A 22,566-nucleotide genomic window follows, 5' to 3' on the forward strand; every position below is an offset into this window, starting at 1 on the left:
CTCCCACACTGGATCTCTGTCACATTGAGATCTTTGTCAGCCTGGAAGCGGTGTGCTTACGAGGACAGGTACGACGAACGCGTCAAACCAAGACGCAACGCATCCAGGAACTGAGTCCGCTCCGCCGCCGTGATCTTCGCGCTGGCGCACTTGTCACGGTAGTGAGTCATCAACTCCTCCGGCGACAAGTGCACGTAGCGCAGCATGTCTTCGATGGTGTCGTGGGTCTCGATCCCGGCGCTGTACACCGACCCGTCGTCACGCTGGTAGATGTTCACCGAGTCGGTGTCACCGAACAGGTTGTGCATGTCGCCGAGAATTTCCTGGTAGGCACCCACCAGGAAGATCCCCAGCAGGTAGTCCTCGCCTTCTTTCACAGCGTGCACCGGCAAGCTGGTCTCGATGCTTTGCTCATCCACGTATTGCTTGATCTTGCCGTCGGAGTCGCAGGTCAAATCCTGCAGCACCGCACGGCGCAAAGGCTCTTCGTCGAGGCGATGCAGCGGCAATATCGGCAGCACCTGGCCGATGGCCCAGGTGTCCGGCAGGCTCTGGAAGACCGAGAAGTTGCAGATGTACTTGTCGGCCAGCTTGTCGTTGAGTTCGTCCAGCACCTGACGGTGGGAACGCTGGCGGGCTTTCAGCGAGTCGTGCAGGCGGCGGCAGACGGCGAAGTAGCACTGCTCGGCCAGGGCTTTCTCGGCCAGGGTGATCTTGCCGTCAGCGTACTGGGTTGCCACGTCGCTCATGTAGTGAGTGGCGCGCCAGTAGGTTTCGGTGACCATTTCAATGTCGGTCGGGCCCAGCAGGTCCACCAGCCATTGCACGGTTTCCGGCAGGCTTTCCTTGTTCTCGATCAGCGGCACGTCGTCGTTGTGCTTCTCGACGTCGGTAACTTGCACCACCAGCATGGCGTGGTGGGCGGTCAGGGAACGGCCGCTCTCGGAGAAGATGTTCGGGTGCGGCAGGCTCTGCGCGTCGCAGAATTCCTTGAGCATGCCCACGACCACGCCGGCGTAGTCGTCCATGTCGTAGTTGATCGAGCTGGCGTTACGCGAGTGGGTACCGTCGTAGTCCACGCCCAGGCCGCCGCCCACGTCGATGTGGTCTACCGGCAGGCCGAGGTTGCGCAGTTCGCCGTAGTAACGAATGGCTTCCTTGAACCCGTGCTGGTAGTCGGCCAGGTTGGCGATCTGCGAACCCATGTGGAAGTGCAGCAGGCGGATGCCCTGGTCCAGGCCCGCCGCGCGGAAGCGCTCGACCACCGACAGCAGTTGCGCCGCCGACAGACCGAATTTGGATTTCTCGCCACCGGTGTCTGCCCACTTGCTCGACGCCAGGGACGACAGGCGCACCCGCAGGCCCACCTGTGGCTTGACCTTGAGGTTGGCGGCTTCTTCGATCACCAGGCCGACTTCGGATTCTTTCTCGATCACGATGAACACGTTGTGGCCGAGCTTCTGGCCCATCAGCGCGAGGCGGATGAACTCACGGTCCTTGTAACCGTTGCAGACGATGGTGCCGCCTTTCGGCGCCAGGGCCAGCACGGCCAGCAGCTCGGGCTTGGAGCCGGCTTCCAGGCCAATGGACACGTCCTGGGTGGCGATGATGTTCTCGATCACCGCTTCCTGCTGGTTCACCTTGATCGGGTACAGCGCGGTGTATTTGCTCTGGTATTCCAGGCGCTCGATATTGGAGTCGAACGCGCCGGTCAGCTGGCGCACGCGGTCTTGCAGGATGTCGGGGAAGCGCACCAGCAACGGCAGGGACAGGCCGCTTTTGCGCAGCTCGTCGACTTGCTCGTACAGGTCCACAGGCGTGCTGTTCGGGCCGTTCGGACGGACTTCAACGCGACCGGCATCATTGATCGCGAAATACCCGGCCCCCCAATGGCGAATCCCGTAAACACTGCGGCTGTCCGCAACTGTCCATTGGCTGCCATCGTCTTTGCGTGTGCGTCGTACGGACATCGAAGTCCCCTATAAATGAAGTCGAAGTGCACCGGCCTGATCAGAGGCTGGCGCAGTCTAAAGAATGAAAATGACGATTTGCCTGTGAGAGGGGTAGACCCCACTTGCAGGACAGAGTTTAGACACCGGTCAGGAACAGGCTCTGTGAAAACCATGGAGACGACAGTTCGCGTTCAGCCAGCGGGCTATCGGGGTGGTTTTCACAGAGGCTGCTAGCCGCCGGATTTCTTCGCCTTGTAACCCAGCTTGATCAGCTCGGCCAACAGCAACTCGACGTGGTCGCCCTGGATCTCGATCACGCCGTCTTTCAGGGCGCCACCGGTGCCACAGCGCTTTTTCAGCGTGGTGGCCAGTTCCTTCAAGGCTTCTTCGGCCAGGGGCACGCCAGTGATGGTGGTCACTGTCTTGCCGCCACGGCCCTTGCTCTCGCGACGAACGCGGGCAATACCATCGCCTTCGGGAATCAGGGTTGTTTTGCAGGTACAAGCGTCCACGGGCTGGCGACAGTCCGGGCAGTGTCGACCTGCGTCGGTGGAAAATACCAGGCCACCAAGGGCGGCGAAGGATGCGGCTTTTTTGGCCACCGGCAATCCTCTTGGGAGGACAAAGACTGATCGATGGGGTCATCGACCGCGAAGCCCCACTCAGGCAGGGGCAGCGCTACTGAACCGCGAGAGCGGTTCAGCCTGAAAAGTCGCGCAGTGTAACGGCAAAAACGCCCCTTGCTAAGAGCCAAATGGCGCCAATTTATGCAACTTTAGCGACGCAGGGCCAAATAACGACGCAACCCTTCCTGGGCATCCGGGCAATAGGGCTTTTGCTCGGCCTCCTGAAGCACAGTGGCCAGGGGCAGAAAGCGCGCTTCCATGACTTCTTCCGGCTGGATTCGCAGCGGCCCGTCCCACACGGCCGAGAACGAGGTGCACCAGAGCCGGCTGTCGCCGTCTTCGAAGTAGAAGTGATCGTGGGCGGTCAGTTCGACGCCGCTGACGCCCAACTCCTCTTCCAGCTCACGGGCCGCCGACTCGGCATAGGACTCGTGGGCCGCCACCATTCCGCCCGCCGCCGTGTCCCAGAAACCCGGGTACATGGCTTTGCTCAGGGTGCGCCGGTGCACACACAGCTCACCGGCCGAGTTGAACAGGAAAATAAAGGTGCAGCGCCCGATCAGCCCGCGCCGGCGCAGATCGGAGCGCACCAGGCTGCCGAGCAGGTTGTCCTGCTCGTCGACCCAGGCAATCAGTTCGGCGTCGGAGGCGGCGCGGTGCGCTGCCTCCCTGGTGGAAGCGTCCATCATCAACCCTGGTTCAGGAGCTGACGCAGGTCGATCACTGCAGCGTTGGCCCGGGAAATATAGTTGGCCATGACCAGCGAATGGTTGGCCAGGATGCCAAAGCCACTGCCGTTGAGAATCATCGGGCTCCATACCGGCTCTTGCGAAGCTTCCAGCTCACGAATGATCTGGCGCACGCTGACGGTGGCGTTCTTCTTGGCCAGCACATCGGCGAAGTCGACTTCAATGGCGCGCAGCAGGTGCGACAGGGCCCAGGCCTGGCCGCGGGCTTCGTAGAACACGTTGTCGATCTGCATCCATGGGGTTTCCACCACTTCTTCGTCGACCTGCGGCACTTCACCCGGCGCCAGCGCTTCGGTTTTCAGCGCGGTGTTGAGCTTGACCCGACCCACACTGGCCGACAGCCGTTGCGACAGCGAACCCAGGCGAGTCGCCACATCACCCAGCCAGTTGTTCAGGTTGTCGGCACGTGCATAGAACAGCGCGCCTTTTTGATTCGGGTCGGACAAGCGCGCTTCGTAGCGGCTCAGGGAATTGATGCCTTCCTGGTATTCCGACTCGCTGGACGGCAGCACCCAGCTCTTGTTGTCGAAGTTGAAGCGCGGCTCGGCCTTGGCCAGGTCTGCGTCTTCCGCCGACTGCGACTGGGAGCGGGCGAAGTCCTTGCGCAGGGCACGGGTCAGGTCACGCACCTGCACCAGTACGCCGTACTCCCAGCTCGGCATGTTGTCCATCCACAGGCCCGGCGGGAAACGGTCGTTGGAAATGTAGCCACCCGGCTTGTTCAGCAGGGTGCCCACCACCGTCTTGAGGGTTTCGACGGTGGTAAAGCCCACCACCATCTGCTTGCCATCCTTCTCGGCGGCAATTTGCGCATTCTGCTGGACCGGGAACAACGCAGGCTCTTCGCTCCAGTACCAACCCAGGGCACCGGTGACCAACAGGTACAACGCAACCAGCGAGAGCAACGCGCGGCTCATCAGCAGGTTACGGAAATAGCTGCGGGGGGCCGACTTGGTTTCAGGGGCCGGGCCCTTTGCACTGCCTGCGCGGTTTTTCCAGTCCAGCATGGCGATATCCTTTCAATCACTTGAGTTCAATAGCTACGACCACAACCCTGCCCCATCGTGCCGAGCAGTGCGGCGCTTTTAGCCAGGGTGGCGCGAGTACGCGGTTCGACTATAAAGGATGCACGCTGTTTACGCCCGCGCGACTGCATGGTCGATAAATGAATCTCTGCGACCTTGCAGTTAATTGACGTATGACACTCGTGCAACGGAAAAGAGGTGCTAGCATAGAGCCATCAGTTCGACCTCAGCATGCAGCCTAACTAGTAGTCAGGATATGACCGAGCCAGAAGACCCCAGCCGTGAGCGTCTCAAGCACCATTTTGCCCAGCGGGTAATTCATCAGGCACGTCAAATTCTTGAGATCTGGCAGCGCCTGCAACGCAGCGAATGGTCGACCACTGACTTGTCCGAGCTCAGTGAGGCCAACCTGCGCCTGCTGCGCTTTGCCGAGCGCTTCGAGCAGCCGGAACACGGCCAGTTGGCGCACCAGATCGGCGCATCACTCAAGGCGGTGGACGACAACCGCGGCCGCCTGAGCAGCCACCTGATCACCGAACTCAACCGTTTGATGCAGCGCCTGTCGCGCACCGGGCTGCGCCAGGGCGACCAGCTGGAACAAACCCTGCTGCCGCCGATGCGCAAGCCGATCTACGTGATGTTGGCCGATCACGACCGCGCCGACCGCCTGGCCAAGCAGCTGGAATTTTTCGGCTTGAGCGCCCAGTCCCTCGACAGCGTGGCGGCGTTTCGCTCATCCATGGCCGAGCGCTTGCCGGCGGCCATTGTGATGGATGTGGATTTCTGCGGCGCCGGCCTCGGCCTGAAGCTCGCCGCCGAAGCCCAGGAAGGCCTGGAGCAAAAGCTGCCACTGCTGTTTTTCAGCCTGCACGAAACCGACACCCCAACCCGCCTGGCCGCCGTGCGCGCCGGCGGCCAGGAGTTCCTCACCGGCACCCTGGAGGCGTCGAGCCTGCTGGAAAAAATCGAAGTGCTGACCTGCGTCGCCCAGTACGAACCTTATAAAGTGTTGATCATCGACGACTCGCGGGCCCAGGCCATGCACACCGAGCGCCTGCTCAACAGTGCCGGTATCGTTACCCGCACCCTGATCGAACCGATCCAGGCCATGGCCGAGCTGGCGGACTTCCAGCCCGACCTGATTATCCTCGACATGTATATGCCGGCCTGCACCGGTACCGAGCTGGCCAAGGTGATCCGTCACAATGACCGCTACGTCAGCGTGCCGATCATCTACCTCTCGGCCGAAGACGACCTGGACAAGCAACTGGACGCCATGAGCGAAGGCGGCGACGACTTCCTCACCAAGCCGATCAAGCCCCGGCACCTGATCACCACCGTACGCAACCGCGCCGCGCGGGCACGCAACCTCAAGGCGCGGATGGTGCGCGACAGCCTCACCGGGCTGTACAACCACACCCACATCCTGCAACTGCTCGAAGACTGCAGCTTCCGCGCGCGACGCGAGAGCAAGCCACTGAGCTTTGCGATGCTCGACATCGACCACTTCAAGCGGGTCAACGACAGCCACGGCCACCCCATGGGCGACCGGGTGATCAAGAGCCTCGCGCTGTTTCTCAAGCAGCGCCTGCGCAAGACCGACTATATAGGCCGTTACGGCGGCGAAGAATTTGCCATCGTGATGCCCGACACCGACCTCGACAGGGCTTGCCAAGTACTTGACGAGATTCGCGGGCGCTTTGCCGAGATTCACTATCCCGCCCAGCCCCAGGATTTGTGGTGCACCTTCAGTGCCGGCGTGGTGGAGCTCTGCGACGGCTCCGACAGCCTGATGATGGCGGCCCAGGCCGACGAGGCGCTGTACCGCGCCAAGGATGCCGGGCGTAACCGGGTGATGTCGGCGCGCGCATCAAAGCAAAGTGCCACCTTTTCACCGGAATCCACCGAATCCGTCATAACTCTGTAATGGAAACGCAATAACTTCAGGCACTTACTTCTGCTGTCGGTTGAAACCACGCATGCGCCTGAAGCTGCTGACGAATCTGAACACCCTCCTTCTGGTCGCCGTTTGCCTGGCCCTGGGCGCTACGCTCTGGTGGTCGCAACGTGCCCTGGAACGGCCTTACCTGCTGATGGAGCGCTACCTTGGCCTGTCGCAGACATTCCAGAACCAGGCCGCGCGCAATATCGACGATTACCTCGCCAGCGGCGACGCCCTGCGCCTGAGCGGCGCCAGCCAGAGCCTGGAAAACCTGTTGCAGCAGCTGGATGAGTTACCCGCAGAGCTGGCGCAAAACCTGCGTCCCAGCCTTGCCGACCTGGACACCTTCGGCAAGACCGACCTGCTGGCCGCCGGTAAGCTGGCCGGCGACCCGCAAGCCCTGTTGCTGCAAGCCGAACGCGAACTCGGTGCCAACCTGGAGCAACTGAACCAGTACGCCAGCGGCGTCAGTACGCCCGAGGCGGCGCGCTATCTGCCGCCGTTGCTCGCTGCGTCCCAGCACCTGGCGAAACTCTCCCTGACCCGGGACAAGCTGGTGAGCAGCGGGCGCAGCGAACTGGCTGACGATGTGGAGCGCGAAGTCAGTAATATCCGCAGCCAGGCTGACGTGCTGGGGCAGCTGCCATTACTGGGAGTGACCGCCAGCAGCGAGTCCAGTACCGACGATTTCTCGGCCATGATGGGCCTGGAAAACACTGAAAAAACCGTGGCCCAGGACACCGGCGTCGACCTCAAGCGCGAACTCAACAGCCTGCTGACCCGCTACCCCGCCGAGCTGAAACGCACCCGCGAGCAAATCCAGCAACGCACCGAACTGGCCACCGCCACCCACCTGAAAATCAACGCCGTGCAGCAAGCCATCGCCGGGCTGGAGCCCGTGGTGCGCGCCCAGCACGCGCAGATCCAGGGCGAAGTGCGGCTGATGCAAGGCGTGATGATCGGCCTGATTCTGCTGATCGCCCTCTTGATCGACACCTTGCAGCGGCGCCTGGCGCGGGTACTGACCAACCTGGCGCCGGCTTTGTCCACCTGGGCCGAAGGTGACTTCAGCCAACACATTGCCCTGGGCAAGACCAACCGCGAACTGCACGATATCGAAGAGTCCCTGAACCGCCTGCGCGCCTACCTGGTGGACCTGGTGGGCACCATCAGAGGCAACGCCGAGCAAGTGGCCGGCAGCAGCAGCGCGCTGGCGGAGTTGAGCAGCGGCATGCACGACGGGGCCGAGCGCCAGGCCGGTGATACCGCGCAGATTCGCGATTCCCTGGGCGAACTGGAAGCGACTATCCAGCAGGTTGCCGGAGACGCCAGCCAGGCTGCCGAGGCCAGCCGCAGCGCGGGCCAGGCCGTCGAGCAGGGCCAACGGGTGATCGGCCTGAGCCTGACCGGGTTGCACGCATTGGTCGGCGAAGTGCAGATAAATGCGCAGATGATCGAGAAACTCGCCGAAGAGTCCGCGACCATCGGCGGCGTACTCACGGTGATTCGCTCGATTGCCGACCAGACCAACCTGCTGGCGCTGAACGCCGCCATCGAAGCCGCCCGGGCCGGTGAAGCCGGGCGCGGGTTCGCCGTGGTGGCCGATGAGGTGCGCTCCCTGGCCCAGCGCACCGCTGGCGCCACCGCCGAAATCCAGCACCTGATCGCCGGCCTGCAAACCGCCGCCCGGCAATCGGTGGAAGGCATGCGTGCCCAGGTCGAACACGCCGAGGCCACTGCCGAACAAGCCCAGGCGGCTGACGGCGCGCTGGATGAAATCGTCGGGGCGATCCAGACCATTTCCGACACCGCCGTGCGGATCGCCGATGTGACGGCCCAGCAAAGTGGCGCCGTGAGTGAAATCCGCGATAACAGCGAGCGGATTCACCAGCTGGGCGAGGACAACTTGCTGCGAATTGGCCAGGGACGCCGCCAGGGCGAGCACTTATTGGTACTAGGCGGGCAACTCAACACCGCCGTGCAGGCATTCCGCGTCTGACCGGCTCTCCCGTCTTGTGAAGATCAAAATGTGGGAGCGGGCTTGCTCGCGAAGGCGGCGCACCCGTCAACGCATGTGGCGGCTGAACCACCGCCATCGCAGGCAAGCCAGCTCCCACACTGACCGGATTCAGCCTTGCGGTCACATATTTTGCGCAATCCTCGCTAATCGTGCTGCCTACTGCATAGAACTGGACAGTCACAAAGGCTTTGCGGCATAGTCGCCGGGCTCTACCGTGCCCACATCAATAACAAGGAACAGCCGATGGCGACCTTACTGGTTCTTCACGGACCCAACCTGAACCTGCTCGGCACCCGCGAACCGGGCGTCTACGGGGCAGTGACCCTCGAACAGATCAACCTCGATCTGGAACGACGGGCACGTGATGCCGGCCACCATTTGCTCTACCTGCAAAGCAATGCCGAGTACGAACTGATTGATCGCATCCATGCCGCGCGCAGCGAAGGCGTGGACTTTATCCTGATCAATCCCGCCGCTTTTACGCACACAAGCGTTGCATTACGTGACGCGCTGCTGGCGGTGAGCATCCCATTCATCGAAGTGCATTTATCGAACGTGCACAAACGCGAACCTTTCCGCCATCACTCTTACTTCTCCGACGTTGCGGTAGGAGTGATCTGCGGCCTTGGCGCCAGCGGTTACCGACTGGCCCTGGAGGCCGCCCTGGAACAGCTTGAAGACACGGCCAAGCGCCCCTGACCGACCCTTTGGGAGTTGATGATTCATGGATATCCGTAAAGTTAAGAAACTGATCGAACTGCTGGAAGAATCCGGTATCGACGAGCTGGAGATCAAGGAAGGCGAGGAATCCGTACGGATCAGCCGTCACAGCAAGACCCCGGCCCAACAGTTCTACGCACCACAGATGCAAGCGCCGGCTCCGGCCGCTGCACCCGTGGCGGCTGCTCCGGTCGCGGCTGCTGCCGAAGCTCCGGCTGCTCCAAAACTGAACGGTTTCGTGGTCAAGTCGCCAATGGTCGGTACCTTCTACCGCACCCCGGCACCGACCTCGCCAGCCTTCGTTGAAGTCGGCGCAACCGTGAAAGTGGGCGACACCATCTGCATCGTTGAAGCGATGAAGATGATGAACCACATCACGGCGGAAAAAGCCGGCGTCATCGAATCCATCCTGGTAGAAAACGGTCAGCCGGTTGAGTACGACCAGCCGCTGTTCACCATCGTTTGAACCGCGGAGCGCCTTCGATGTTGAAACCTGCGAAGAAACTGCAAAAAGTCCTGATCGCCAACCGCGGCGAGATCGCGCTGCGTATCCTGCGCGCCTGTAAGGAAGAGGGCATCAAGACCGTCGCTGTTTACTCGACGGCCGATACCGAATTGATGCACGTGAAACTGGCGGACGAAAGCATCTGCATCGGCCCGCCACTGGCCACGAACTCGTACCTGAAAGTCTCGAACATCATCGCCGCCGCTGAAGTGACCGGCGCTGATGGCATCCACCCCGGCTACGGCTTCCTCGCGGAAAACGCCGATTTCGCCGAACAGGTGGAGAAATCCGGGTTTGCCTTCATCGGCCCGAAAGCCGAAACCATTCGCCTGATGGGCGACAAGGTATCGGCCAAGGACGCCATGATCGCGGCCGGCGTACCTACCGTTCCAGGTTCCGACGGCCCGCTGCCTGAAGACGAGGCAACCGCCCTGCGCATTGGTCGCGAAGTCGGTTACCCGGTGATCATCAAGGCCGCCGGTGGCGGTGGTGGTCGCGGCATGCGCGTGGTGCACAAGGAAGAAGAACTGATCGAAGCCGCCAAGCAGACTCGCTCGGAAGCTGCCGCCTGGTTCGGCAACCCGATGGTCTACCTGGAAAAGTACCTGACCAACCCACGTCACGTGGAAGTGCAGGTACTGTCCGACGGCCAGGGCCACGCCATCCATCTGGGCGACCGCGATTGCTCGCTGCAACGCCGTCACCAGAAGGTACTGGAAGAGGCGCCGGCACCGGGCCTGGACGAAACAGCTCGCCAGGAAGTACTGGCTCGCTGCGTCAAGGCGTGCATCGACATCAACTACCGTGGCGCGGGCACTTTCGAGTTCCTGTACGAGAACGGCCGTTTCTACTTCATCGAGATGAATACTCGTGTGCAGGTAGAGCATCCGGTTTCGGAGATGGTCACCGGTATCGACATCGTCAAGGAGATGCTGAGCATCGCCGCTGGCAACAAGCTGTCGTTTACCCAGGATGATGTGAAGATCCACGGCCACTCCCTGGAGTGCCGGATCAACGCCGAAGACCCGAAAACCTTTATCCCAAGCCCTGGCCTGGTCAAGCATTTCCACGCGCCCGGCGGCAACGGCGTACGTGTGGATTCGCACCTGTACAGCGGCTACAAGGTTCCGTCCAACTACGACTCGCTGATCGGCAAGCTGATCACCTGGGGCGCCACCCGCGACGAGGCCATGGCCCGTATGCGTAATGCCCTGGACGAAATCGTGGTAGACGGCATCAAGACCAACATCCCGCTGCATCGGGACCTGGTTCGCGATGAAGGCTTCTGCGAAGGTGGTGTGAACATTCACTACCTGGAACACAAGCTGGCTAATCAGTAAGCGAAGTGCTCCACCCAACAAAGCCGCCTTCGGGCGGTTTTGTTGTTTCTGCCCACCCGATTTTTCTGGATGGATACATTCCCCTTGTGGGAGCGGGCTTGCTCGCGAATGCGGTGTGCCAGTCAACACATCCATTACTGACACACCGCATTCGCGAGCAAGCCCGCTCCCACATTTTGTTCTGTGTACACCAGCAGTACAGTCGTCTTCTGCTGTTCGCTCGCGTAAACTTGCGCGTCTTTCGCAGCCCTACCCCGCTGCACACTCATTTTTTCAAAGGTGCCCGCCATGCCTTGGCTGCAAGTCCGTCTCGCCATCAGCCCAGAACAAGCCGAAACCTACGAAGACGCGTTCCTCGAAGTGGGCGCCGTGTCGGTGACCTTCATGGACGCCGAAGACCAGCCGATCTTCGAACCCGAGCTCAACACCACCCCGCTGTGGTCCCACACCCATCTGCTGGCCCTGTTCGAAGACGGCACCGATGCCGCCAGCGTCCTGGCCCACATGGAACTGCTCACCGGCGGCCCGCTGCCGGAGCATCACAGCGAAATCATCGAAGACCAGGACTGGGAACGCAGCTGGATGGACAACTTCCAGCCAATGCGTTTTGGCCAGCGCCTGTGGATCGTGCCGAGCTGGCACGCCGCCCCCGAGCCTGACGCCGTGAACCTGCTGCTGGACCCGGGCCTGGCGTTCGGCACCGGCACCCACCCCACCACCGCGCTGTGCCTGGAATGGCTCGATGGCCAGGACCTGAAAGACTGCAACGTGCTGGACTTCGGCTGTGGCTCGGGGATCCTGGCGATCGCTGCCCTGCTGCTGGGCGCCAAGGAAGCGGTCGGTACCGATATCGACGTGCAAGCCCTGGAAGCCTCCCGCGATAACGCCGGGCGCAATAACATCGCTGAAGAGAAATTCCCGCTGTACCTGCCGGAGCAATTGCCCCAGGTGCAAGCCGACGTGCTGGTGGCCAATATCCTTGCCGGGCCGCTGGTTTCCCTGGCGCCGCAGCTGTCGAGCCTGGTCAAGCCGGGCGGCCGCCTGGCGCTGTCGGGCATCCTCGCCGAACAGGGCGAAGACGTTGCCGCCGCCTACGCCCAGGATTTTGAGCTGGATCCGATCGCCAACCGCGATGGCTGGGTACGCATCAGTGGTCGTCGGCGCTAGAATGAGCGCCTGCATGAATCGGATGGCCGCATGACCGACAGTTTCGTCACCCAGTGCCCACACTGCCAAGCACGCTTTCGCGTCAACCACGCTCAATTGAGCGTGGCCCGTGGCGTGGTGCGCTGTGGGTCGTGCCTGCAAGTGTTCAATGCCGCTCGCCAACTGCTGGAGCAGCGCGCCAATGCGCCCGCGCCCCAGGCACCACCTGCGGCAGAGCCGCCGGCAGCCGTAGAACCGCCACCCCAAGCGCCGCGAGCCATCAGTCAGAAGCAATGGACCGCCGAAGAGCTGGACCTGGATAACCTGGACCTCGACGTAGAACTGGCCAAGCTGGAACGCCGCGAGATCCAGCACACCCAACCCGTGGGTGCCGACCGTCGCCAGCCCGGCGCCGATCGTCGGCAAAAGGAAGATGCCCTCAGCGCCAGCCGTGATACGGCCAAGGCCGAGGAAGAGCAATGGGCCTCCAGCCTGTTCAGCGAACCCCGGGATGAACGGGCCCAAGCCCCGCAAACGGTCGACGAGGAACCGCAACCGGCCAAGGCAAGCCCAGGCAAACCCAAGCGCACCGAACCGTCGATGTCGTTTGAAGCGGTCGAGCCGGACGACGAACCACCGCTGCACACAAGCCCCACCGATGACGAACTCGACCCACCGGTAACCGCCGTAGCAGACGAGCCGGAACCCGAACAACCGGAACGCCCGCAGCCCAAACGCAAGCGCCCTCGCCCCGAGGCTGGCGCCCACGACGACCTGCTTTCGGACCTGGAAGACGACCCGCTGCACCTGTATTCCCAGAAGCGTTCCTCCGGCTGGGGCCGCCGCCTGTTCTGGGGCTTGCTGGTGCTGCTGGCCGCCGCCGGCCTGGCGGGACAATACGTCGCCTACCAATTCGACGACCTGGCACGCCAGGACGCCTACCGCCCATGGTTCCAGGAACTGTGCCCGAAACTGGGCTGCACCGTGCCATCCCGGGTCGATATCGCCCACATCAAGAGCAGCAACCTGGTGGTGCGCAGCCACCCGGAGTTTGCCGGTGCCCTGGTGGTGGACGCGATCATCTATAACCGCGCGACATTCTCCCAACCGTTCCCGCTGCTGGAGCTACGCTTTGCCGACATGAACGGGAATATGATCGCCAGTCGTCGCTTCAAACCCGCCGAATACCTCAGCGGCGAGTTGGCAGGCGTGACCGAGATGCCCTCCCAGACGCCGATCCACATTGCCCTGGACATCCTCGACCCGGGCAACAAAGCGGTGAATTACAGCCTGAGCTTCCACTCCCCCGAGTGAAACGGCTGCCTGGCCGGTGCTTGACGGCAGATTATTGACTGCATCGCCTTTGACCAAACCTGCGGCGATAAGAAAATAACTGCTCAGATTTTATCCAATTCAGCCTTTATCCAGTCATCGAGAGCGGGTATCATGCCAACCCTTTTTCGAACTCTAATGATCCGGCCCCACAACAGGGAAGTCCTATGTCGGCGGTACGCATCGGCCCATACACATTGCACAACGGCTTGATCCTCGCCCCGATGGCGGGCGTCACCGACCAGCCCTTTCGTCAGCTTTGCAAGCGTTTGGGCGCAGGGCTTGTAGTCTCGGAAATGGTCACCAGCGACATGAGCCTTTGGAACACCCGCAAATCGCGGATGCGCATGATCCACGAAGGTGATCCCGAGCCCCGCTCGGTACAGATCGCCGGCGGTGATGCGCAGATGCTGGCGGATGCGGCCCGGGCCAACGTGGAGTTGGGGGCGCAGATTATTGATATCAACATGGGTTGCCCGGCCAAGAAGGTCTGCAACAAGGCCGCAGGTTCTGCCCTGTTGAAGGATGAGCAGTTGGTGAGCGAGATCCTGCATGCCGTTGTCGCTGCAGTGGATGTGCCGGTCACCCTGAAGATCCGCACCGGTTGGGACCGGGACAACAAGAATGGCCTGACGGTGGCGAAGATCGCCGAGCAGGCGGGCATTACAGCGCTGGCGGTGCATGGCCGCACCCGCGCCGACCTTTACACCGGTGAAGCCGAGTACGACACCATTGCCGCGATCAAGCAGGCGGTGTCGATTCCCGTCTTTGCCAACGGCGACATCGACTCAGCCGAGAAAGCCCGGCGCGTGCTGCACGCGACCGGCGCCGATGGCCTGTTGATTGGCCGGGCTGCCCAGGGGCGGCCGTGGATTTTTCGTGAGATCGAGCATTTTCTGCGTACCGGCGAAACCTTGCCGGCACCGGAGCTGATCGAGGTGGAACGTATTCTGCTAGAGCATCTGGCCGCCCTGCACGCCTTCTACGGAGACGTGATGGGAGTACGCATTGCTCGCAAGCATGTGGGCTGGTATCTCGCAACCTTGCCGGGCGCCAGGGAGTTTCGCGCCCACTTCAATCGTTTGGATGATACGGAAGCACAGTGCGCCAACGTTCGTGAGTTCTTCTCCGAGCGTTACAAGAGCCTGGTGACAGGGGACGGAGAAGGGGTGGCCGCATGACGATGATGACCGAGACTTTAGTGAGTGGAACAACACCCGTGAGCGACAACGTCAATTTGAAACAGCACCTCAACACGCCGAGCGAAGAAGGCCAGACCCTTCGCGGGAGTGTCGAGAAGGCGCTGCACAATTATTTCGCCCACCTTGAGGGCGCTGCCGTCACGGACGTGTACAACCTGGTGCTCTCCGAAGTCGAAGCGCCGTTGCTCGAAAGCGTGATGAACTACGTCAAGGGCAACCAGACCAAGGCCAGTGAGCTGCTCGGTCTGAACCGTGGCACGCTGCGCAAGAAACTCAAGCAGTACGATTTGCTGTAAGCATTCAATCAAACCAGAAAGGCGCCCGCGTAAAAACGGACGCCTTTTTTGCTGACTCCTTTGCTTTTGATGGAAATTGAAATGACCGACCAGACTACCCGCCTGCCGATCCGCCGTGCCTTGATCAGTGTCTCCGACAAGACCGGGATCCTCGAATTTGCCCGGGAGCTGGAAGCCCTGGGCGTGGAGATTCTCTCCACCGGCGGGACCTTCAAACTGCTGCAGGACAACGGCGTGGCCGCAGTGGAAGTGGCGGACTACACCGGTTTCGCAGAAATGATGGACGGTCGGGTCAAGACCCTGCACCCGAAAATCCACGGCGGGATCCTCGGTCGTCGCGGTATCGACGACGCCATCATGAGCGAGCACGGCATCAAGCCGATCGACCTGGTGGCCGTTAACCTGTACCCGTTCGAAGCCACCATCAACAAGCCAGGCTGCGACCTGCCGACCGCCATCGAAAACATCGATATCGGCGGCCCGACCATGGTTCGCTCGGCAGCCAAGAACCACAAAGACGTGGCCATCGTGGTGAACGCCAGCGACTACGCCAACGTACTGGAAAGCCTGAAAGCCGGCGGCCTGACCTACGCCCAGCGCTTCGACCTGATGCTCAAGGCCTTCGAACACACCGCTGCCTACGACGGCATGATCGCCAACTACATGGGCACCGTGAACCAGGCCGCTGAAACCCTCAGCACAGAAGGTCGCAGCCAGTTTCCGCGCACCTTCAACAGCCAGTTCATCAAGGCCCAGGAAATGCGCTACGGCGAGAACCCGCACCAGAGCGCGGCGTTCTACGTTGAGGCCAAGCCTGCTGAAGTCGGCATCGCCACCGCGACCCAACTGCAAGGCAAAGAGCTGTCGTACAACAACGTGGCCGACACCGACGCCGCGCTGGAATGTGTGAAGAGCTTCGTCAAGCCAGCCTGCGTGATCGTCAAGCATGCCAACCCGTGCGGCGTGGCCGTGAGCCCGGACGCTGAAGGCGGTATCCGCCAGGCCTACGAACTGGCCTACGCCACCGACACCGAGTCGGCCTTCGGCGGCATCATCGCCTTCAACCGTGAGCTGGACGCCGAGACCGCCAAGGCGATCGTCGAGCGTCAGTTCGTTGAAGTGATCATCGCGCCATCCGTCAGTGAAGAGGCTCGCGCCATCGTTGCCGCCAAGGCCAATGTGCGCCTGCTGGCGTGCGGCGAGTGGTCGGCCGAGCGTGCCGCTGCCTGGGACTACAAGCGCGTCAACGGCGGCTTGCTGGTACAGAGCCGCGACATCGGCATGATCGGCAGCGCCGATTTGAAAGTGGTGACCAAGCGCGCCCCGACCGAACAGGAAATCAACGACCTGATCTTCGCCTGGAAAGTCGCCAAGTACGTTAAATCCAACGCCATCGTCTACGCCAAGAACCGCCAGACCATCGGTGTCGGCGCCGGCCAGATGAGCCGCGTGAATTCGGCACGCATCGCTGCGATCAAGGCGGAACATGCCGGCTTGCAGGTGCAGGGTTCGGTGATGGCGTCCGACGCATTCTTCCCGTTCCGTGATGGCCTGGACAACGCCGCGAAAGCCGGTGTTACCGCCGTGATCCAACCGGGCGGCTCGATGCGTGACGCAGAAGTGATTGCAGCGGCTGATGAAGCCGGCATTGCCATGGTCTTCACCGGCATGCGCCACTTCCGTCACTGATTGCTCGTTCCCACGCTCTGCGTGGGAATGCAGCCCGGGACGCTCCGCGTCCCAAAGCGTGACGCAGAGCGTCACAAGAGGCATTCCCACGCAGAGCGTGGGAACGGTCAGAATTCAGCGTCATCCGAGGTTTTTGAAATGAATGTTTTGATCATTGGCAGCGGTGGCCGTGAACACGCCCTGGCCTGGAAAGTTGCCCAGGACCCACGTGTCCAGAAAGTTTTCGTCGCCCCCGGCAACGCCGGTACCGCCATTGAAGCCAAGTGCGAAAACGTCGCCATCGACGTGTTGGCCCTTGAGCAACTGGCGGACTTTGCCGAGAAAAACGTTTCCCTGACCATCGTCGGCCCGGAAGTGCCCTTGGTAGCTGGCGTTGTGGACCTGTTCCGCAGCCGCGGCCTGGACTGCTTCGGCCCAACCGCCGGCGCTGCCCAACTGGAAGGCTCGAAAGCCTTCACCAAGGATTTCCTGGCGCGCCACAAGATCCCGACCGCCGACTACCAGAACTTCACCGAGATCGAGCCGGCCCTGGCCTACCTGCGTGAAGTCGGTGCACCGATCGTGATCAAGGCCGACGGCCTGGCCGCCGGTAAAGGCGTGATCGTCGCAATGACCCTGGCTGAAGCCGAAGACGCCGTGCGCGACATGCTCGCCGGCAACGCTTTCGGTGAAGCCGGTTCGCGCGTGGTGATCGAAGAGTTCCTCGACGGCGAAGAAGCCAGCTTCATCGTGATGGTCGACGGCAAGAACGTACTGCCGATGGCCACCAGCCAGGACCACAAACGTGTGGGTGACGGCGACAGCGGCCCGAACACCGGCGGCATGGGCGCTTACTCCCCTGCTCCGGTAGTGACTGCCGAAGTGCACAAGCGCGTGATGGACCTGGTCATCTGGCCAACCGTGCGCGGCATGGCCGACGAAGGCAATGTGTACACCGGTTTCCTGTACGCCGGCTTGATGATCGACAAGGCCGGCAATCCGAAAGTCATCGAGTTCAACTGCCGCTTCGGCGACCCGGAAACCCAACCGGTGATGCTGCGCCTGCAATCGAGCCTGGTGCTGTTGGTTGAAGCTGCGCTGGCCCAGGCCCTGGACAAGGTCGAAGCCCAGTGGGACCCGCGCCCGAGCGTCGGCATCGTGCTGGCCGCCGGCGGCTACCCGGCCGACTACGCCAAGGGCGATGTGATTGAAGGTCTGGACGCGGCTGCTACGCTGGAAGGCAAGGTGTTCCACGCGGGCACCGCGCTCAAGGATGGCAAGGTCGTCACCGCCGGTGGTCGCGTACTGTGCGCAACCGCCATGGGTAGCAGCGTAGATGCCGCCCAGCAACAGGCTTACAAGCTGGCGGCGAAGATCGACTGGAAAGGCTGCTTCTACCGCACCGACATTGGCTACCGCGCCATTGCCCGTGAGCGTGGCGAAAGTCAGTAAACAGCTATCCGTTCGGTTAGGCAGGGGCCTCTGGCCCTTGCCCTACGCTTGTGGCCCCGCGCATAGTTATACCCATGCATCAACCTACGAAGGGATTTCGCCGTGCGCTGGCTCAGGATCGCCATAGGTTTCACTGTCAGTCTGCTGACCTTGCTCTGCTTGCTCCCGGCCCAGGCCGCCGCACAAGGCAGTGGCTGGGCAGTATTGCTTGACGAACAGGCCGATCTGCAACTGAGCGACATCCGCTCGCCCCGCTACATCAATCAATTCAGCCCCATCGAACTGGACCGGATTACCGCCGCGCAACCGGACGGTGCGTTGTGGGTACGCTTCAGGCTGCAACCCGGCAAACACGAGCAAGTGCTGCGGGTATTCGCCCCTGACCTGTCACACCTGAACCTGTATGTACTCGACGGCGACACCCTGGTGGAGCAGGAAGCTACCGGCACCCGCCAGCCCCAGGCCGAGCGCCCGCTGCCCAGCAGCGACTTCATGCTGCCGATGCCGCAAAGCCAGAAGCCGCTGGACGTGTACCTGCGCATGGTCTCGGAACACGAGCTGCGCCCCTACATCACCCTTGAGCCGGCCGTGCTGGCTGCGGCCAACCAGAACCAGACGCTGATCTACGGGCTGCTGTTCGGTTGCCTGGTGATGCTGATCCTGCACAACCTCACCCGCTACGCCTACCATCGCTCCCGCAGCAGCCTGTGGCTCGCCGCCTGCGAATTGCTGTTGCTGCTCAGCCTTGCGCTGCTGCTCAACGTGCTGGGCCCGTGGTTGCCGAACTGGCACGCGGTACAAACCCCCGGTGCCTACCTCGCCCTGCTGCTGACCGCGCCGTGCGGGCTGATGTTTGCCTACCGCTTCTTTGCGCCACTGGGCCCGCATCCGCTGAACAAGCTGTTGATGGCCGACATCCTGCTGATCGTCCTGACCGGCCTGTTGCTGCTGTTCGTCAACACCTTGCCCCTGAACATCATCACCTACGCCCTGGTGGCGCTGGCCGGCCTGAGCATGTTGTTCGTCTCGGCCTATCACTGGCAAAAGGGCTACCGCCCGGCGCGCCTGTTCATGCTGGCGATGGTGATCTTCAACATCGGCACGCTGATTATTCTCCCGGCCTTGCTGGGCCTGACGCTGGTGCCGCCACAAGGCTTGATCATCACCCTGCTCGGCTTTATCTGCCTCAGTGGCCTGTTGATGAGCCTGGCCCTGGGCGAACGCCAGCGCGCCATCACCGAAGACAACTTCAGCCTCAGCCGCGACCTGGCGGCCAGCAACGCCGAAATCGCCGCCAAGGCCGAATTCCTGGCGAAGATCAGCCACGAAATCCGCACCCCCATGAACGGCGTGCTGGGCATGACCGAACTGCTGCTGGGCACCCCGCTTTCAGTCAAGCAACGCGACTACGTGCAAACCATCCACAGCGCCGGCAACGAACTGCTCACCCTGATCAACGAGATTCTCGACATCTCCAAGCTGGAATCCGGGCAGATCGAATTGGACGATGTGCAGTTCGACCTCAACGCGCTGATCGAAGACTGCCTGAGTATTTTCCGCGCCAAGGCCGAGCAGCAGAACGTCGAGCTGATCAGCTTTATCCAGCCCCAGGTACCCCGGGTGATCAGCGGCGACCCGACGCGGCTGCGCCAGGCACTGTTGAGCCTGCTGGAAAATGCCCTGCAAAAAACCGATGAAGGCGAAGTACTGATCGTCGTCGCACTGGACGAGCGCAGCAGCAAACCGCGCCTGCGCATTGCCGTGCAAGACAGCGGCCTGCCGATGGAACCCGCCGAGCGCGACGCCCTGCTGCACAGCGAGTTGCACAGCAAAAACTTCCTCTCTGCCACCCGCCTGAGCGGCCATCTGGGCCTGGTCATTGCCCGCCAGCTGATCCTGTTGATGAACGGCGAATTCGGCATCAAAAGTGGCAGCCAGCAAGGCAGCACCCTGTGGCTGACCTTGCCGCTGGACCCGGAACGCCTGGAGCACCCGACCTCCGACCTCGACGGCCCGCTCAAGGGCGCGCGCGTGCTGGTGGTGGACGACAACGACACTTGCCGCAAAGTGCTGGTGCAGCAATGCACGGCCTGGGGCCTGAACGTGAGTGCCGTGCCTTCGGGCAAGGAAGCCCTGGCGCTGCTGCGCACCAAGGCGCACCTGCGGGACTATTTCGACGTGGTGCTGCTGGACCAGAACATGCCCGGCATGACCGGCATGCAACTGGCGGCGAAGATCAAGGAAGACCCGAGCCTGAACCACGACATCCTGCTGATCATGCTCACCGGCATCAGCAATGCGCCGAGCAAGATCATCGCGCGCAACTGCGGGATCAAGCGCATCCTCGCCAAACCCGTGGCCGGCTATACCCTCAAGACCACCCTTGCCGATGAATTGACCCAGCGCAGCAAGGGCTCCGTGCAACCACGCCAGCCGGCGATCAGCGCGCCGGCCCCGGTGACCGTGCCGAGTGATTTCCGGATCCTGGTGGCGGAGGACAACAGCATCTCCACCAAGGTGATTCGCGGCATGCTCGGCAAGCTCAACCTGCAGCCGGACACCGCCAGCAACGGCGAAGAAGCCCTGCAGGCAATGAAGGCCCAGCGCTACGACCTGGTGTTGATGGACTGTGAAATGCCGATCCTCGACGGCTTCTCCGCGACCCAGCAACTGCGCGCGTGGGAGGTCAGCAACCAGCGGATTCGTACGCCAATCGTGGCACTCACCGCGCACATTCTTTCGGAACATAAAGAGCGTGCACGCCAGGCCGGGATGGACGGGCACATGGCCAAGCCGGTGGAGTTGTCGCAATTGCGCGAGCTGGTGGAGTACTGGGTGGCACAGCGCCAACAGCGCCCTGAGCACGCTCCCACCTGACCCATGCATGACGCAAATCAAAATGTGGGAGCGGCGGTGCGACTTGCTCGCGAAAGCGGTGTGTCAGTCAAACATGTATTGGCTGACACACCGCTTTCGCGAGCAAGCCCGCTCCCACATTGGATTGTTGTCGCTTCACAGATAGCGCTCAGCCACAGGCCTGATAAACTCCCGCTCGCCCTCCTTCGCTGCGAGCTCCCACCATGCTCCACGTGCTATTCAGCGTTTACCTGAAGATGCTGGTGCTCTACAGCCCCTTCTTCGTGCTCTCCTGCTTTATCAGCCTGACTCGCGGTTACTCCAGCAAGGAGCGGCGGCGCCTGGCCTGGAAAGTGGCCCTCGCCACCCTGGTATCGAGCGTGTTGCTCTACCTGTTCGGCCGGGTGATTTTCAGTGTGTTCGGCATCACCGTCGACGCCTTCCGCATCGGCGCAGGCAGTGTGCTGTTCATCTCGGCCCTGGGCATGGCCCAGGGCAAGTCAGCGGTGCAGACCGACAACGTGCAGCAGGACGTGACCATCGTGCCGCTGACCATTCCCCTGACCGTCGGCCCCGGCACCATCGGTGCGCTGCTGGTGATGGGCGTCAGCCAGCCGCACTGGGACGACAAGATCACCGCGATCCTCAGTATCGCCCTGGCCAGCCTGACGGTGGGCGTGGTGCTGTACCTGTCCAACCGTATCGAACGCATCCTCGGCGACCAGGGCTTGCAGATTGTCAGCCGGTTGATGGGGCTGTTCGTGTGCGCCCTGGCCGCACAAATCATCTTCACCGGTGTACGCGGTTACCTGGTGCCGTAGATCAAATCCTGTAGTTGGCGATAGCCAGGCGGACCTTGTCCCCTGCGCTGTCCCGCAGCAGTTGAATCGTGTCTTCGTTGACCACCGAGCTGTTCAGCACCAGGCACGTGCGGCCACTGAAGGCCTCGACGGATGCACTGTCCCACTCCAGAAACGGTATGCCCAGTTGCTTGCTGACGCCGTGGGAGCTGTACGTCACCAGCACCATCGAAACTTCCCCGGCGATTTCCGAGCAGGACGCCAAGCCGAAATCGCCACCGTCACGCGTGGTGGTATTTCGCTTGAATAACTCAAATGAGGCCGGGAGCTGCTTCAAGGCTTCAACCGCCTCCGCCACCCGTTTGGGCAATACACTGATCAGCGGCCCCGATAGAAACGTCGAGGCCACGGTGGCCGCCATCAGGTTCAGCGCCGCCAGCTGTACCGACAGCCCCTTGCGAGAGGTGTACACCCGCTCGAAACTGCTCCTGACCGGCATCCAGCCGAGGCTGCTCATGACCTTGATGAATTCGTTGTACCAGGCCTCTGTGCCCCGGGCGACCCGCAGCACATCGCTGACGTAGCTGCTCGCCAGCAAATAGCTTTTGCGGGTGTACTCCTTGTTGAGGCTGGTCATGCCTTGCACAAACGACATGACGCTGTTGTTCACCACCGCCGCGTCCAGCTCATCATCCGCCTCGGGCTTCACCGGCGCGCTCAACCCCGACGCCAGGCCGGGCGCGCCCGGAAGCCGGTAAGCGGCAATCAGCTTCCTCCTTTTTGCGCTGTTGATCCGTTTGTTGTTTCGCTCCATAGCCATTTCTCCATAACCCCCAACATGGGGCTCAACGCCAACACTAGTCGACTTGCCGGGGATTTTGAGCTGCTGGAAATTGACCACGGGACGCGCCACGACCCGCAGGAAAAATCACTGC

17 protein-coding genes and 1 pseudogene are annotated in these 22,566 nt (G+C 62.0%); 13 read left to right on the forward strand and 5 right to left on the reverse strand.

Features of this window, described 5'->3' with window-relative positions; translation table 11 throughout:
- Window positions 1–56: 56 nt before the first annotated feature.
- From speA to HX821_RS22265, 4 genes are all read right to left on the reverse strand, one after another.
- Window positions 57–1,970: an arginine decarboxylase gene (gene speA / locus HX821_RS22250; RefSeq protein ID WP_003217295.1), complete on the reverse strand. Its 1,914-nt coding sequence runs from the start codon at window positions 1,968–1,970 to the stop codon at window positions 57–59.
- A 212-nt stretch (window positions 1,971–2,182) separates the two neighbouring features.
- Entirely contained in the window at window positions 2,183–2,554 is a 372-nt protein-coding gene (locus HX821_RS22255) for a translation initiation factor Sui1 (protein WP_003217297.1), read from the reverse strand.
- Between the two features lie 173 nt (window positions 2,555–2,727).
- A complete protein-coding gene (locus tag HX821_RS22260; RefSeq protein WP_008439015.1) occupies window positions 2,728–3,264 on the reverse strand; it encodes an NUDIX hydrolase in 537 nt (178 codons plus the stop codon).
- Window positions 3,265–3,266: 2 nt separating this feature from the next.
- Window positions 3,267–4,334: a DUF2333 family protein gene (locus HX821_RS22265; RefSeq protein ID WP_003217301.1), complete on the reverse strand. Its 1,068-nt coding sequence runs from the start codon at window positions 4,332–4,334 to the stop codon at window positions 3,267–3,269.
- Between the two features lie 274 nt (window positions 4,335–4,608).
- Between HX821_RS22265 and HX821_RS22270 the strand changes: the two genes are divergently transcribed.
- The 13 genes and pseudogenes from HX821_RS22270 (at window position 4,609) to HX821_RS22330 (ending at window position 21,652) form a co-directional block, all read left to right on the forward strand.
- Window positions 4,609–6,279 carry a PleD family two-component system response regulator gene (locus tag HX821_RS22270; protein ID WP_008439016.1) on the forward strand — a complete coding sequence of 557 codons (1,671 nt, stop codon included), beginning with the start codon at window positions 4,609–4,611 and terminating at the stop codon, window positions 6,277–6,279.
- A gap of 1,519 nt (window positions 6,280–7,798) precedes the next feature.
- Window positions 7,799–8,293, forward strand: a pseudogene (locus tag HX821_RS32055) (methyl-accepting chemotaxis protein); the annotation flags it as partial.
- A 264-nt stretch (window positions 8,294–8,557) separates the two neighbouring features.
- A complete protein-coding gene (gene aroQ / locus HX821_RS22280) occupies window positions 8,558–9,013 on the forward strand; it encodes a type II 3-dehydroquinate dehydratase (protein ID WP_003217307.1) in 456 nt (151 codons plus the stop codon).
- Between the two features lie 25 nt (window positions 9,014–9,038).
- Window positions 9,039–9,500 (forward strand): acetyl-CoA carboxylase biotin carboxyl carrier protein, encoded by a 462-nt coding sequence (accB, locus tag HX821_RS22285; protein ID WP_003217309.1) that lies wholly within the window; start codon window positions 9,039–9,041, stop codon window positions 9,498–9,500.
- Between the two features lie 17 nt (window positions 9,501–9,517).
- Window positions 9,518–10,879, forward strand: a complete 1,362-nt coding sequence (gene accC, locus HX821_RS22290; protein ID WP_003217312.1) for an acetyl-CoA carboxylase biotin carboxylase subunit — start codon at window positions 9,518–9,520, stop codon at window positions 10,877–10,879.
- Window positions 10,880–11,167: 288 nt separating this feature from the next.
- A complete protein-coding gene (gene prmA, locus HX821_RS22295; protein WP_003217316.1) occupies window positions 11,168–12,046 on the forward strand; it encodes a 50S ribosomal protein L11 methyltransferase in 879 nt (292 codons plus the stop codon).
- A 30-nt stretch (window positions 12,047–12,076) separates the two neighbouring features.
- Window positions 12,077–13,339, forward strand: coding sequence for a DUF3426 domain-containing protein (locus HX821_RS22300; RefSeq protein ID WP_177028628.1), 1,263 nt, complete (start codon window positions 12,077–12,079; stop codon window positions 13,337–13,339).
- Window positions 13,340–13,524: 185 nt separating this feature from the next.
- Window positions 13,525–14,538 (forward strand): tRNA dihydrouridine synthase DusB, encoded by a 1,014-nt coding sequence (gene dusB / locus HX821_RS22305; RefSeq protein ID WP_003217321.1) that lies wholly within the window; start codon window positions 13,525–13,527, stop codon window positions 14,536–14,538.
- A complete protein-coding gene (gene fis / locus HX821_RS22310; protein ID WP_003186237.1) occupies window positions 14,535–14,855 on the forward strand; it encodes a DNA-binding transcriptional regulator Fis in 321 nt (106 codons plus the stop codon). Before dusB ends, fis begins: the two co-directional genes overlap by 4 nt.
- A gap of 81 nt (window positions 14,856–14,936) precedes the next feature.
- Window positions 14,937–16,544: a bifunctional phosphoribosylaminoimidazolecarboxamide formyltransferase/IMP cyclohydrolase gene (purH, locus tag HX821_RS22315; protein ID WP_003217323.1), complete on the forward strand. Its 1,608-nt coding sequence runs from the start codon at window positions 14,937–14,939 to the stop codon at window positions 16,542–16,544.
- 138 nt (window positions 16,545–16,682) lie between these two features.
- Complete coding sequence (purD, locus tag HX821_RS22320) at window positions 16,683–17,975, forward strand: phosphoribosylamine--glycine ligase (RefSeq protein ID WP_003217326.1); 1,293 nt, start codon at window positions 16,683–16,685, stop codon at window positions 17,973–17,975.
- A 102-nt stretch (window positions 17,976–18,077) separates the two neighbouring features.
- Window positions 18,078–20,852 carry a hybrid sensor histidine kinase/response regulator gene (locus HX821_RS22325; RefSeq protein WP_003217328.1) on the forward strand — a complete coding sequence of 925 codons (2,775 nt, stop codon included), beginning with the start codon at window positions 18,078–18,080 and terminating at the stop codon, window positions 20,850–20,852.
- A gap of 203 nt (window positions 20,853–21,055) precedes the next feature.
- On the forward strand, window positions 21,056–21,652 hold the full coding sequence (locus tag HX821_RS22330; protein WP_003217330.1) for a MarC family protein: 597 nt from the start codon (window positions 21,056–21,058) through the stop codon (window positions 21,650–21,652).
- 1 nt (window position 21,653) lies between these two features.
- Here HX821_RS22330 and HX821_RS22335 read toward each other — a convergent pair whose 3' ends face one another.
- Complete coding sequence (locus tag HX821_RS22335) at window positions 21,654–22,445, reverse strand: hypothetical protein (RefSeq protein WP_102606174.1); 792 nt, start codon at window positions 22,443–22,445, stop codon at window positions 21,654–21,656.
- Between the last annotated feature and the right edge of the window lie 121 nt (window positions 22,446–22,566).

The sequence above is a fragment of the Pseudomonas sp. B6001 genome, from assembly GCF_013386015.1.
Taxonomy (GTDB): Bacteria; Pseudomonadota; Gammaproteobacteria; order Pseudomonadales; family Pseudomonadaceae; genus Aquipseudomonas.

Excerpts from the sequence above, each read along its gene's own strand:
- prmA (WP_003217316.1), top strand. The coding sequence starts at position 11,168 with ATGCCTTGGCTGCAAGTCCGTCTCGCCATCAGCCCAGAACAAGCCGAA.
- purD (WP_003217326.1), top strand. The coding sequence starts at position 16,683 with ATGAATGTTTTGATCATTGGCAGCGGTGGCCGTGAACACGCCCTGGCC.
- HX821_RS22335 (WP_102606174.1), bottom strand. The coding sequence starts at position 22,445 with ATGGAGCGAAACAACAAACGGATCAACAGCGCAAAAAGGAGGAAGCTG.
- purH (WP_003217323.1), top strand. The coding sequence starts at position 14,937 with ATGACCGACCAGACTACCCGCCTGCCGATCCGCCGTGCCTTGATCAGT.
- HX821_RS22330 (WP_003217330.1), top strand. The coding sequence starts at position 21,056 with ATGCTCCACGTGCTATTCAGCGTTTACCTGAAGATGCTGGTGCTCTAC.
- HX821_RS22260 (WP_008439015.1), bottom strand. The coding sequence starts at position 3,264 with ATGGACGCTTCCACCAGGGAGGCAGCGCACCGCGCCGCCTCCGACGCC.
- HX821_RS22265 (WP_003217301.1), bottom strand. The coding sequence starts at position 4,334 with ATGCTGGACTGGAAAAACCGCGCAGGCAGTGCAAAGGGCCCGGCCCCT.
- HX821_RS22270 (WP_008439016.1), top strand. The coding sequence starts at position 4,609 with ATGACCGAGCCAGAAGACCCCAGCCGTGAGCGTCTCAAGCACCATTTT.
- speA (WP_003217295.1), bottom strand. The coding sequence starts at position 1,970 with ATGTCCGTACGACGCACACGCAAAGACGATGGCAGCCAATGGACAGTT.
- accB (WP_003217309.1), top strand. The coding sequence starts at position 9,039 with ATGGATATCCGTAAAGTTAAGAAACTGATCGAACTGCTGGAAGAATCC.
- fis (WP_003186237.1), top strand. The coding sequence starts at position 14,535 with ATGACGATGATGACCGAGACTTTAGTGAGTGGAACAACACCCGTGAGC.
- aroQ (WP_003217307.1), top strand. The coding sequence starts at position 8,558 with ATGGCGACCTTACTGGTTCTTCACGGACCCAACCTGAACCTGCTCGGC.
- HX821_RS22300 (WP_177028628.1), top strand. The coding sequence starts at position 12,077 with ATGACCGACAGTTTCGTCACCCAGTGCCCACACTGCCAAGCACGCTTT.
- dusB (WP_003217321.1), top strand. The coding sequence starts at position 13,525 with ATGTCGGCGGTACGCATCGGCCCATACACATTGCACAACGGCTTGATC.
- accC (WP_003217312.1), top strand. The coding sequence starts at position 9,518 with ATGTTGAAACCTGCGAAGAAACTGCAAAAAGTCCTGATCGCCAACCGC.